Source organism: Oceanobacter sp. ABM4_470 (genome assembly GCF_056158645.1).
In genome coordinates, this window is sequence record NZ_JBSWTR010000001.1 from 2,283,565 (window position 1) to 2,296,860 (window position 13,296).

General features: G+C 54.0%; 10 protein-coding genes. 2 read left to right on the forward strand and 8 right to left on the reverse strand.

Annotation, left to right across the window (positions count from 1 at the left end):
* Positions 1-5: 5 nt before the first annotated feature.
* The 8 genes from ACXADJ_RS09985 to ACXADJ_RS10020 all read right to left on the reverse strand — a co-directional run bounded on the left by ACXADJ_RS09985 (position 6) and on the right by ACXADJ_RS10020 (position 9,926).
* Positions 6-623 (reverse strand): energy transducer TonB, encoded by a 618-nt coding sequence (locus ACXADJ_RS09985; RefSeq protein WP_051219566.1) that lies wholly within the window; start codon positions 621-623, stop codon positions 6-8.
* A gap of 1 nt (position 624) precedes the next feature.
* Complete coding sequence (locus ACXADJ_RS09990) at positions 625-1,035, reverse strand: ExbD/TolR family protein (protein ID WP_028294750.1); 411 nt, start codon at positions 1,033-1,035, stop codon at positions 625-627.
* 16 nt (positions 1,036-1,051) lie between these two features.
* Entirely contained in the window at positions 1,052-1,522 is a 471-nt protein-coding gene (locus tag ACXADJ_RS09995; protein ID WP_475065296.1) for a MotA/TolQ/ExbB proton channel family protein, read from the reverse strand.
* A 59-nt stretch (positions 1,523-1,581) separates the two neighbouring features.
* Entirely contained in the window at positions 1,582-2,952 is a 1,371-nt protein-coding gene (locus tag ACXADJ_RS10000; protein WP_475065298.1) for a MotA/TolQ/ExbB proton channel family protein, read from the reverse strand.
* Complete coding sequence (locus ACXADJ_RS10005) at positions 2,952-3,710, reverse strand: DUF3450 domain-containing protein (RefSeq protein ID WP_475065302.1); 759 nt, start codon at positions 3,708-3,710, stop codon at positions 2,952-2,954. Before ACXADJ_RS10005 ends, ACXADJ_RS10000 begins: the two co-directional genes overlap by 1 nt.
* A gap of 228 nt (positions 3,711-3,938) precedes the next feature.
* Complete coding sequence (locus ACXADJ_RS10010) at positions 3,939-5,342, reverse strand: hypothetical protein (RefSeq protein WP_475065304.1); 1,404 nt, start codon at positions 5,340-5,342, stop codon at positions 3,939-3,941.
* 200 nt (positions 5,343-5,542) lie between these two features.
* Complete coding sequence (locus tag ACXADJ_RS10015; protein ID WP_475065306.1) at positions 5,543-8,521, reverse strand: TonB-dependent receptor; 2,979 nt, start codon at positions 8,519-8,521, stop codon at positions 5,543-5,545.
* Positions 8,522-8,873: 352 nt separating this feature from the next.
* Complete coding sequence (locus ACXADJ_RS10020; RefSeq protein ID WP_475065309.1) at positions 8,874-9,926, reverse strand: DUF2333 family protein; 1,053 nt, start codon at positions 9,924-9,926, stop codon at positions 8,874-8,876.
* A 190-nt stretch (positions 9,927-10,116) separates the two neighbouring features.
* On the opposite strand from ACXADJ_RS10020, the gene tsaA reads away from it, so the two are divergent.
* Together tsaA and ACXADJ_RS10030 are read left to right on the forward strand one after the other, a co-directional pair.
* Entirely contained in the window at positions 10,117-10,833 is a 717-nt protein-coding gene (tsaA, locus tag ACXADJ_RS10025; RefSeq protein ID WP_475065312.1) for a tRNA (N6-threonylcarbamoyladenosine(37)-N6)-methyltransferase TrmO, read from the forward strand.
* Between the two features lie 146 nt (positions 10,834-10,979).
* Positions 10,980-13,274, forward strand: coding sequence for a putative bifunctional diguanylate cyclase/phosphodiesterase (locus ACXADJ_RS10030; protein WP_475065314.1), 2,295 nt, complete (start codon positions 10,980-10,982; stop codon positions 13,272-13,274).
* Positions 13,275-13,296: the final 22 nt, after the last annotated feature.

Genomic DNA, 13,296 nt, shown 5'->3' on the forward strand with positions numbered 1-13,296 from the left:
TGGTGTTATTTCTCAAGCTCGAAACGGATGATGTTGCGCACACCCGGTACTTCGACGCCTTTGCCGTTAACGGTTTTTGGCTTGTACTTGAACTTCTTCACGGCGGCCAGTGCTTCGCGATCGAAGATATTCGGCGGAGCCGCTTCAATCACCACCGGATTCACCACCGCACCCAGTGCATTCACAGTGAATTCCACCACCACGTAGCCTTCAATTCCGCGCTGGGCGGCACGACGAGGATAGTTTGGCGCTACCTTCACAATTGGCAGGTATTCGCCGTCACCACCACCGCCAGACAGGCCAGCGTCAACATTGAGGTCGGCACTGATGTCGAAGCCGCCAACGTCAAAGCCATCAGTAGACGCCTTGGCCACTTGTGGCTTCGGCATTTCAGGCTTGGGTGGCTCTTTTGGAGCAACCGGTGGTTTTTGCGGCTTGCGTTCCTTGGTCTGAACTTCATCGTCTGGCTTTTGCATCACAAAGCTTTCGAGTCGTTCGGTGCTCTGTTCGTTCATAACAGAGCCGCCACTACTGATCAGGCCCTGCATGACCCAGAACACCCCAAAGGTCACGCCCGAGCCGACAACCAGTGCTGCACAGTAGCGTAGCAAGGCTGCGATCATATTATTGCTCCTGTGTTGACAGGGATACGTCGTACACACCTGCCGCACGTGCTGCGTCCATCACCGCCACCAGAGTACGGGTCTTGGCTTCCTGATCGGCCTGAATCACCACCGTACCCTGAGGGTTTTCGGCGTGCATCCGTTCGATGTTGGCACGTACCTGACTTTCATCCACCTTACGCTTGTCGATCCAGATTTCGCCCATGTCGTTAATGGCGATCAGGATGTTGGCGCGCGGCTTGGCACTGGCCGTGCTGGCGTCTGGACGATTTACTTCAATACCGGTCTCTTTCACAAAAGAGGCGGTCACAATGAAGAAGATCAGCATGATGAACACCACGTCCAGCATCGGAGTGATGTCGATTTCGCCTTCCTCGGCTTGTGGGGTCAAATTTGAAAAACCGCGTCTCATAGCAATCTTCTCTTTATCAGTGATCGAAGGTCAGCTGGTCTTCGATTCGAATTTTTTCCCGCTTGATGTAACGATCAAGCAGCGACTGAGCAAACACACCGGTGATCGCAGCCACCATACCGGCCATGGTCGGAATGGTTGCCTTGGAAATACCGGATGCCATCGCTTTTGGGCTACCACTGCCCAGAAACGCCATCACATCAAACACTTCGATCATGCCGGTAACCGTGCCCAGCAAGCCAAACAGAGGCGCCAGACCGATCAGCATTTTGATGGTGCTCATATTGGAAGTCAGTTCAAAGGACAGTCGGCTCAACAGATCCTGACGGATCTGATGAGCGGCCCAGGAGCGACGCTCACTGCGTGCTTCCCACTCAGCCACCGCGGCCTTTACAGACGCGCGGTGTACAAACATAAAGTAGAAAACACGTTCCAGAACGAACCCCCACAGAAACAGTACCAGGAACAGGATACTGAAGAGGACCATGCCTCCTCGCTCCATGAACAGGTAGACAGGTTCGTAGAGTTCAGTAAACAACATGACGATTACGCCGCTTTACCGTGGGACTGTTCACTCTGGCGAGCCAGAATACCGGTAGCGCGTTCTTCCAGAATCATCATCAGCTCGCGGCTGCGGTTGTTGGTCAGGGTATGCAGGAACACACAAGGAATTGCTGCCACCAGACCTTGAACGGTCGTCATCAGAGCCTGGGAAATACCACCTGCCATCAGTTTCGGATCGCCGGTACCAAACAGCGACATGGTTTCGAACACGTCGATCATACCGGTTACGGTACCCAGCAGACCCAGCAGCGGAGCCACAACAGAGATGATCTTGATCCAGCCAATGGCGCGGGTCAGACGTGGGATTTCAGCAGAAATCGCTTCACCCAAATGCAGTTCCAGAGTCTCAATGTCGGCATCCTTGTTGGCCTGGAAGACCGCCATCACACGACCCAATGCGTTGTTTTCGTTTGGCGTGTCAGACTTCATTTGCTTGCGGATCTTCATACCTTCCAGCCACAGCACCAGCATGCGCCACAGTGCAGTCAGGATACCCACCAGCCCCAACGCCATGATGATGTAACCAACGATACCGCCCTGATCAACACGCTCTTGCAGTTCAGGGGACTGACCCATGATCTTCAGCAGCTGGCCACGGGAAGGGTCAATCCAGAACTCAGTCAGCTGGTCGCCAGACGCCACTTCCAGAGCTTTGGCCGGATCGGTGTAACGACTGCCTGGCTGTTTATCCAGTTCAACCAGACGACCGGATTCCAGATCCCAGTTCAGGTATTTGCCGTCGGAAATGGCGTTGAAACCACCCACACGCACAACGTCTTTCTGAACGGTTTCACCGGATGGTACAACTACGTCAGTCTGGTAGCTGGATACTCGACCGGTGTAGGTTGCTTCACGCTGCATTTCAAACCACAGCTGTTCCAGCTGGTCGATGGATGGCAGCTTGGAAGAAGAACCGGCGGTGATGATCAGGTCGTTCAGGAACTGCTCACGGCCTGGCAGCTCAGAGCTGACCACGGAGCCTTCAAATACGGACTTGGTGTCGCCCGCCACTTGCTGCAGCACACCGAACAGCTCTTTCAAAGAACCCATGCGCTCGGTCAGGCGCTGTTGTTCTTCAGCAATTTTGGTTTCGTTCTCAGCGAACAGGGCTTCCTTACGCTCACTTTCGGCAACCAGGTTGTCACGCTCCTGACGGGTGTCAGCCAGCATTTTTTCCTGTTGCGCCTTATCAGAGTTAAAACGCTTCAGACGCTGTTGGAATTCCTTGTTATCACGTGCCTGACCCTGCTTTACCAGACCCAGCAGATCATCAACAGAAACCGTGTCAGCAGCGTTTGCCGTGTTAAAACCAAACGCCAGGGCGGCCGACAATACAATAGCCTTCAATTTCATTACTTGGCCTCCTGTGGTGCTGCAACGGGCGCTTTGATCAGATCCGGAGCTGCCTGCTCACGGGCAATACGCAAGCCGGCGTTCAGCTTGCTCTTCATGGTTGGGTCCATTGCCTCAAATTGGCCGCTAGCCTGGTTCCATACACCCAGCTCGTTGCCGTCCAGTGTCTGGTACATCAGGGAGATGCGACCGACGCGCAGGAAGTCGACTTCACGACCGTCTAGATTGCCACGGTAGGATTCAATGGTACGACCGTAATCAATCTCGGCCTGGTAGGCTTCCATCACCTTGCGGTACTTCTCGGCAACCGTGACATCAGAACGACCCATCAGGTCTTTCAGAGCATCGACACGCTCGCTACGCTCGTCTTTCAGGAACGGCACGTCGGCTTTAACGAACTGGTCAATGGAGTCGATCATCTTCAGCATCAACGGGGTGATCTGACGCTCTACCAGCGTTACTTTTTCAATACTGTCAGCAATGGAAGACAGCTCTTCATCCTGAGCCGCCAACTGCTTGTCCAGCTGCTCGATGTACACATTCAGACCGTCTACTTCTTTCACAACGCCACGGTATTCACGCTCGGTGGCACGGATGCTGTTGTCGATAGAATCAATCTTCTGCTGAGACGCCTGCGCGTTGTTTACGCGGCTGACACCTTTGTCAATTGCCGTATTTACGTCAGCTGCATTGGCGCCAGAGATAGCGCATGCGCCAAGGATGGCGGCAGCCAGCAGGTTTCGAGTTCGCAGTAGCATATGTATTACCCGTTAGACTCCAATTTGCCCGTGTAAGATGGTTCGGGCCCCTCAAATTCGAGCTGGCACATTACTTCAGTTGCGTGACAGCTTTGTTACAGGGTAACGGATCATACCAACTCTTCTAAAATGAGAAAGGATCTCAGTTGTTTTAATTGAAAATTCACTATTCCAGAAACGAAAAACGGCGCCCGAAGGCGCCGTTTTTGTTGTCTTACCGAGGTAAGATTATTCGGCAGCGAAAGCCGCTGGCACAACAGAGTTGGCCCAGTACCACCAAGCGTTTTCAGCAGCAGTTACGGTTGGAGCAACCGCACCGATGTAGTTGGTAGCAACAATGAAACCAGTGCTGTCGTTAGCAGACTCGGAAGTCGTTGCAGCATCCAGAGTGGACTCGGAACCAGTCACTTCAAATGCAGCACCCAGCTCTACAGTGGAAGAAGTGGAAGTAGAAGACCAACCGGAGATGTTGTCTTCAGTCGCTTCGTCGTCCAGACGCAGGATGTTAGCTGCTTCAGTGCCGGTGAACTCAACCAGAACGTCGTTCAGAGTGACCATGGTTTCGGTATTGGCAATGCGGAAAGCGCTGGCGTAGTTGTCAGCAGCAACCTTGTCCAGAGTACCGTGAGTACCAACCTTCGCACGCATCAGGTAAGCAGAACCTTCAGAACCGGTCTGGAAAGTAATGTTGGACAGGGTTGGGTTGGAAACAGGCTCAGCAGTGTTGGACAGACCAGCGTTATCCGCCTCGATACCATTGTCACCACCGTTAACCAGACCCTGGCGAACCAGAGAGAACTGGATGTTACCGCGGTAGCCGTCATCCCAGTCAATGGATTCGTCGCCGTTATCAACCAGAATCAGGTTTTTAACGTTAACCGCGCCACCGAAGAACTCGATGCCGTCGTCAGCGTTGTTGTAAACCATTACGTTTTCAACAGTGGTGCCGTAACCAACGGAGTGCATGGTGATACCGTTCACTTCCTGGTCAGCGGCGACTTCGTAGCCACCTTCAGCAACGATCAGGTACTCGATAGAACCGCTGTTGTCAGCGTCGTCGTTACCACCGTGGAAACCGGTATCGGCTTCGTCAGCAACGTTACACACTGCTGGCATTTCTGCGCCACACTGGTTGTTCTTGGCGAAGCCCTGCAGAACCAGACCGCCCCACTCGCCCTGACCGTCGAAGCCATCGTCTTCGGAAGCCATTACGATTGGTGCTTCAGCAGTACCGTTGGCCATGATTTTGGAGCCACGGGAAATGATCAGGGAACCACGACCGGAAGAACGGAACTGAACGCCAGCGTCAACAGTCAGGGTAACTTCTTCTACGTCAGTTACGGCTTCGATTTCGTCAGCGCCGTTACCAACAGTCACGTAGCCGTTCAGACGGTAGACGTAGTCGTTGGTCAGGGTAGCGTTCTCGGAGATCACGCCTTCCAGTTCACATACCGCCATATCGGTACCGTCGATAGCGATAGTATCTTCAGTCAGAGTACCTACAGTTGCACAAACATCACCAGCAGCTGGCGGAGTAGTGTTGTCGGAAGAACTGCTGCTGGAACCGCCACATGCGGTCAGAGCCATAGTGGATACAGCCGTCATGGCGATGAAGAGTTTGTTCAGTTCCATGGTCTTTCCCTTGTTGTTGAAGCCATATAAATTCAGTACGCACAAGGTAAGGATTTGCCATGACATTTTTATTAAGGAATTAATACAAACAAAATACAAAGCAACATTTTCTGCATTAAAAGAACATAACCAAACACAAATAAAAAACGGGGCCAAAGCCCCGTTTTTTTATTACCGAACTGTATTCAGATATACAGCCATCAGAACAGCATGGACATGCCGACAGATACTTCACGTCCTTTCTTATAGCTGCGGTAGTTATTTCCACTCTGGGTCAGTTTAACTTCGTCATCCAGAATATTCTTCAGGCTGCCTTTCAGGGTCAGGTCATTACCCAGGTCATAGTTCATATTCAGGTCGATTTCCGTGCGTGGCTCCTGAGTCACTTCCGGATCACTGCTACCCGGCAAGGTCGCGGAGTACAGTGATTCACCCTGGTAGTTGATGACCAGAGTGTAATCGAGTCCATTTTCCAGATCGTCGATACCTGCCTGAACGTTCGCCAGCATATCCGGCTGTCCCTGCATCTTGCGGCTTTCGCCAGAAATGGTGACTTCGGAATCGATCAGCGACAGGTTACCGGACACAAACGCACTGCCCAGAGACAGTTCCATCTCTTTGCGGAAGTCCAGTTCGGCACCACTTACGGTACCGTCTTCACCATTGCGGTAAGAGAACACCTCACCACCGGTCATCAGGGTTTTCTCGATCGGGTTATCAAAGGTCTTGTGGAACAGCGCCAGACTGACGGACTCGGTTTCCGAGAAGTAGTACTCACCGCGGGCATCCAGGTTCATCACGTCGGCACTCACCAGACCGTCGTAACCACGGATGGTGTCACCGCTTTCAGGATCAATGTACTGGGCATTGGCCAGCTCACGGAAATCCGGGCGGTTCTGGGTTTGGTAAGCAGCCAAACGCAGCTGTGCATCTTCACCCAGGAACAAGGTACCACCCAGAGACAGGAAGATATCGCTGTCGTCCAGTTTGGCAGTGATTGCAGAGCCAGTACCCAGTGACGCCGTATTCACTTCAATGGAAGAGTCTTCGGCACGCAGACCCGCATTGATTTTAAATACATCAAACTGATCAAATTCAGCGCCAATGTAATAGGCCATATAATTCCAGCTGGCATCGTAATCACTGGAAGGCGAAGAATTATTCAGCAGCGAGGTATCACCCGTCGCAATCGTTTCATTAACGATATCCTGAATATTCAGGTTACCTTCATATCCGCTGGCGGTGGTCGAAGTTGAACGATATCCCAGCTGTGTACCATCGGCTTCACGTTCACGAGTAAACATGGATACGCCATATTGGGCTTTCACTTCGTAGGAATCAGAAGAAGACAGCAGGCTATTCATATCAGCACTGAAATCGACGTTGGTATCCGTCATTTCATTGTAATAACGGTCCAGCGTGCTCCAGTACAGGACATAGTCGTTCTGACCTTCCGGAATCTGGAAGCTGTAAGTGCGACGATCCGGGTTATCCAGAGAAGCTTCCGAGAAAGACACCTGCCACTTCAGGCTGGAATCCATGAACTCAGGCAGGTAGTGATCACCGGTCAACTGCTGGAATACAAACTGACGCTCCAGCCAATCCATGTCATAGGTGATGGATTGACGGTCCTGGTCACCACCCACACCGTTTTTGACGGAAGTTTCAGCGTGAGTCTGACGCAGCACCAGGGTGTTACTGGCGTATTCGGAGTTACCGACAATGGCACCCAGCGTCAAACCGAAGCCCAGATTGATATCGTTGGAGGTACGTTCAACATCGTAGGAATCGTCCACCAGCACGTTGCCACCAGACAATTGGTTGGTCGCGTCTTTGCGATCCTGGCTGGACCACTGATTGGAGTACTTCAGGGAGGCTTTGTAGCCAAAGCTCACATCGCCATTATCGGACAGGGTGTCACCCATGCTGACTTCCAACGACACGTCTGGCATCACAGTACGCTCTTCGGTCGCCAGGTTGTCAGACATCTGGTCAGCCGCCGCCACGCGCGCTGCACTGGAACCGCTGTCGGAGTTGTAGGATTTCAGGTTGCCTGGCAAAGCACGATCACCGTCAGCACCAAAGCCCAGAAAATCCAGACTTTCAGATTGCTGCAGGGTGCGATCTTCCAGCGTCAGACCTTCGTTATAACCCAGGCTGGCGGATACTTTGCCTTCAAATTCGGCCGGGAACTTCTTGGTGGTCAGCTTCACCACACTGCCGGTGGAATCGGCATACACATCCGGAGTGGCCGTTTTCTGCACATCAATACCATCCAGAATACTGGACGGGAAAATATCCAGAGGCACCACACGACGGGATGGGTCCGGGCTTGGCAGGGACGCGCCGTTCAGCATGATGGAGGTGTGACGCTCGTTCAGACCACGAGCAACCACGTATTTGCCACCGGCAATGGTCACACCGGCAACACGCTTCAGTGCGGATGCTGCGTTGGAGTCACCAAAGCGAGCCATTTGCTCGGAACCAATGGCATCCAGTACCGCAGAAGAATCACGCTCTTGTGCGGTGGCAGTCGATGGGATGTAGGAACCCACAGCAACCACTTCTTCAATCACGCCATTACCGGACATACCCAGCGTCAGGTTAACGCCGGTGTTGACGTTACCCATAACGCGTACGCCGTCGACTTCGCGCTGGCCGTAGTTCGGGTGAGCGATGGCCAATTCGTATTCGCCGCGTGGCAGTTCAAAGGAGAAGAAACCTTCTTCATCGGTCACAACGGCCATGTCAGTACCGGCGATCGATACGCTGGCACCCGCAACCGCACCGCCGGTTTCTTCAGAGTTCAGGTAGCCGGAGATCTGGCCCAGTGCTGGCGCTTCTTCCTGACCCGGGGTGTAAACCACGACGTCTTCCAGTGCTTCGCCGCCCAGTACATCTACCTGAATTTCGGCGTTCTGTTCGCCGTTTTCGGTGCTGAACTGGAACTCGCCCAGCCACTCGCCGTACTTGGACAGTTCAACGCTGTGGTTGCCTGCATCGATATCGAAAGAAACGAAACCGGTGTTACCGATCAACTGCTTTTGGCCGTCAACACTGACTGCCACGTCACGCATGGACATGCCGTCTTCGGTGATATAGAAAACAGCTTCACCGGCCATCACCTGTGAAACGAGAAGCGTCGACGCTGCAGTTAGCATTACCCGTGTCGGTTTCATTGAGCCCCCTGAAAGGAATATAGGTTTTACAACAGTCCCTGACGGTGGCTGACCGAGCATGGACTCTTTATATCTTGGGGGCGGAGTATGTTGCGGATATGTGACACGAAAATTGCTTTTAAATGACAGAAAAGTGACAGCCGAACAGGGGCTTGATGTCAGTGCTTTGACAAATTGACCAGCAGATCAAAAAGCACTCAGCAAGGAATCAAGGCAAGGAAGGTGCAGAAAAGAAACGGGGAGCAGGCCGTGAAAAGGCCATGTAAAAACCGTCAAGAAGCAGGAAAAAACCGAGGACCACAAACCAATAACCCGCCGGACGGCGGGCTATTTCAAGCGGTTTGTCAGAAGGTTAGCCCTGTGACAGCAGCATGCGCAAATCCGCAATGGCGGCATTGGCTCGAGAGATATAGGAAGCCATCACCAGCGAATGGTTGGCGAACAAACCGAAACCGCTGCCATTCAGAATCACCGGAGACCATACGGTTTCCTGAGTAGAATCCAGCTCGCGAATGATCTGGCGCAGGCTGACCAGTGCGTTTTTCTTCTCCAGCACTTCGCGGAAATCCACTTCAATCGCTTTCAACAGATGCGACAGCGCCCAGGCACTGCCACGGGCTTCATAGAACACATCATCGATCTCGGTCCACGGGGTTTTCACTTCACGGTCGGCGTCGTTCGGAGTCGACTGACGGGCATCCGGGTCACCCGACAAATCCGTATTCAGGCGTGGCTTGCCAACCGATGCACTCAAGCGCTGGGACAAGCTGCCCAAACGGGTTTCAACATTTTGCAGCCAACGTTGCAGGTTATCCGCACGGGAGTAGAACTGGGCGTCTGGCACATTGCGATCGGACAAACGGGTGATGTAGCGGTTCAGCTTGTCGATACCGGTCTGGTATTCAGATTCTGATGACGGCAGCGCCCAACGGGAGTGGTCAATCTTGAAGCTGTTCTCGGCGGTGATCAGGTCTTCGTCTTCGGTCGACTGGCTTTGCGAACGACTGAAGTCTCGACGCAAGGCTTCGGTAAAGTCTCGCACCTGAGTCAGCACACCGTATTCCCAGTTGGGAATGTTATCCAGCCAAATGCCTGGCGGCGTCATGTCATTGCTTAAATAACCACCCGGTTTGTGCAGCATGGTATCGGCTACCGTGATCAGGGTGGACACAGTGGTGAAACCGGTCACCGGGTCGACGCCCATGGTCTCAGCTTTGACGGCGGTGTTTTCCCGAATCGCAAAGGCGTCTGGCTCGCTGCTCCAGAAGAAGCCCAGCGCCAGGGTGATCAGGATGTACAGCAACACCACAATCACAATGCCGTTACGGATGCCACCGGATTCACCCCAACGGTCCTGCATGCGTTCTTTCAGGCTCTCGCCGCGGGTATCGAAATCATCACTCATATCAGCAATCCTTTTAGCTCCACTAAAACACAACCTCACATCAACATGCTGTGATAGAAGGTTCATAATGCCACGACTGCCAACGGCCTTCAGCCTTTAAAAGCAACCGTTGAAGCCGGTAATATTGGCAACCTATCGGTTAACACACGGTTATCTATCGTGAGTTGACGCCACCCGACCGGACCCCTGCATGCACCAGATTCAAACCGTCGCCCTTGCCCATACCCCGTTTGCTGAAAAATTTGCCATTCCCAGACAACCGATGCTGGCGCCGGCTGCGGTAGGGATCATTGAGCTGCAACCGCCCTTTGACGACCCACTGGCGCTGCAAGGGCTGGAGCAGGTGTCCCATATCTGGCTCAGTTTCCTGTTCCATGAGGCCCTGCCAGACCCATCAGCCCCACCGCGTTTGCGGGTACGACCACCCCGGTTGGGAGGCAACGACAAGCTGGGCGTGTTTGCCACCCGCAGCAGCCACCGCCCCAATGGCATTGGCCAGTCGCTGGTAAAGGTGCTGGCGGTAGAAGGTACTCGCATTCACGTCGCCGGTGTCGACCTGCTCGACCAAACCCCCATCATCGACATCAAACCCTATGTGCCCTACGCCGACTGTTTGCCAGAGGCCAGCAATGGCATTGCCCAGCAAGCACCGGCTCAGGTAACGGTCGACTGGCAACCAGAGGTCCTTGTCAGCGCTCAGGCCGTTGAACAAAGCCACCGACCGGGGTTGGTCGAGCTGATCAATCAATGTCTGGCCCAGGACCCCAAACCGGCCTATCAAACCCCTTCACCTGAACGGATGTACGGCACGCGCTTCTGGGATGTGGAAGTAAAGTGGCATTACCCCGCAGCCGGTCAGATTGTGGTGACTGACGTTGCTCAGGTTGGGGAGACAACGCAGAGATAACCTGAGCATCCCAAAGATCGGCTATCCTGATACTATCAGCGTGTGTTCGCCACGCTTTGTTCGCCAGGGAGGCGCTTATCAAACGGCTGACAAGCGCTTTAAAGCGCTTCTATCTGGATCAGTACCACGCCACGCACTCGACTGCGATGTCGTTGGAAGAATTAGGCGACGACGCCTTCGACCGACTGCGTGCCCGACGTCTGCTAGCCATCACCGGCATGACGCCGATGAACGCCATCGCTGCGATGCTCAATACAGCGCTGACACTGGCCGTGCTGTGGAATCTGGTTGAGCCATGGCAGGCCGTGCTGTGGGCGGGCTCTGTTGTACTGCTAATGGCGATGGCGGTGCAAAGCTGGTATGGCATTTCCCGCAAACCGGCACCACCGCAGAAAGCCCCCGCCCGAGTCGAAAATCGCGCCGTGATTCATGCCGGTTTACTGGCCTTGTTGTGGGCCTCACCGCCGCTGTTGCTGTACGACATTGCCAGTACAGAGCAGCAGATATTTATTACCGCCATCACCTCCGGGCTGATCTGCGCCGGGGGGTTTGCACTCTATACCCTACCCACCGCCTCGCTGACGTTTGTCGCGATTCTTGGTAGTGCTTCTGCCATCACGCTGTATCGGGCCGGTTTTGAAATCAGCCCATTGCTGCTGCTGTTACTGGTGGTGTACATGACCATTCTGACCACCAGCATTGTCCATGCTGCCGGGGTATTCCGGGCACAGGTATTGGCCGACCTGACTTCAGAGCACCAGAAGCAAGTGATCAGCCTGCTGCTGAACGACTTTGAACAAAGCACCGCCGACGTGCTGTGGGAAGCCGATGAAGAGCTGAAGCTGCAACGGGTTTCGCCCAAGCTGGAAGAGCTGTTTGCCATTCGTAAGGAGCTGCTGGATGACCATTCGTTTCTGAAGCTGATTCGCCAAAGCCACGCCCAGCTGCCCAGCGAACAAACCGAACTGGCAGACAGTAAAGCCGAAGAGATCAGCACCTACTTCACCATGGGACGGGCGTTCAGGGATTTTGAAATTCCGGTCTGGATCAACCGCAAGCTGTGTTGGTGGTCAATCACCGCCACTCCGACACCAGACATGCAGTGGCGCGGGGTCATCTCGGACGTCACAGAGACCCATCAGGCAAGACAGCAAATCTGGCAGCTGGCCCACGAGGACAGCGTCACCCGGCTGGCCAACCGTCGCTGGTTCCAGACCGAGCTGCAATCGTCCATTCAGCGCAGTCTGAGCCACAAGGAGCAAATCTTTGCACTGCTGTCGATTGACCTTGATCGCTTCAAAAACGTTAACGACACCTTCGGCCACGACATCGGCGACAAACTGCTGAAAATCATTGCTGGCCGGCTGAAAGGCAATACCCGCCCGGCCGATCTGGTGGCCCGTACCGGCGGCGACGAATTTGCCGTCATCCTGCGTCAGGTCGACAGCCAACAGCAGGCCATCGACATCGCTAACCGCATTGTCGAAACCCTCGAACAGCCTTGTCGTATTGGCAGCCTCACCGTCACGGTTGGTGCCAGTATTGGTCTGGCATTTATTCCGGACGACGGCCAACGGCAGGAATTGCTGCTGAAACACGCCGATCTGGCACTTTACCGGGCCAAGGAAAATGGCCGTGGTCAGGTGGTGCGATTCGCCCCGCAAATGGCAGTCACCGCCAACCAACTGTATCGCATCGAGCAATCCTTGCGACGCGCCGTCAGCAACGGCGAATTGAGATTGCACTATCAGCCGCAACGACATCTGGCCAGTGGCCACTTTACTTGCTCGGAGGTACTGGCTCGCTGGAGTGACCCGGTGCTTGGCAGCATCTCCCCTGCCACCTTTATCAAGGTCGCCGAGGACACCGGAATCATACATGCGTTAGGCAAGCAGATACTGCAACAGGCCTGCCTGCATGCCCGTCTGATGCCTGCGGGCATGACGTTGGCGGTTAACCTGTCACCCGTTCAGTTGGCCAGTCCATCGATCGTCGATGATATCGTCGGTATCATTCAGAGCCATCACGTGCCGTTCACCAAAATCGAGCTGGAAATTACCGAATCGGCACTGCTGGACGACAGCTATTCGGTGCAGGACAAACTGCAACAACTGCGTGAGCTGGGCGTTCGCATTGCACTGGATGACTTCGGCACCGGCTACTCCTCGCTGTCTTATTTGCGGCGCTTCTCGTTCGACAAGATCAAGATCGACCAGTCCTTTGTGCGCGATCTGCCAAACGATCCCGCGACCCAGGTGATTGTAAAAGGCATGATCGACATTGCCCGATCCATGAAAATGCAGGTGGTAGCAGAAGGCATTGAAGACGAAGCCACCCTGCGTACCCTGACCGAACTGGGCTGCGACATTGGCCAGGGCTTCCATATTTTCAAGCCCATTGCTCCGGAACAGCTGCTGGAAACCCTGGTAAGAGCCACCTGAAGCGCAAATGCTGCGCTTTTAC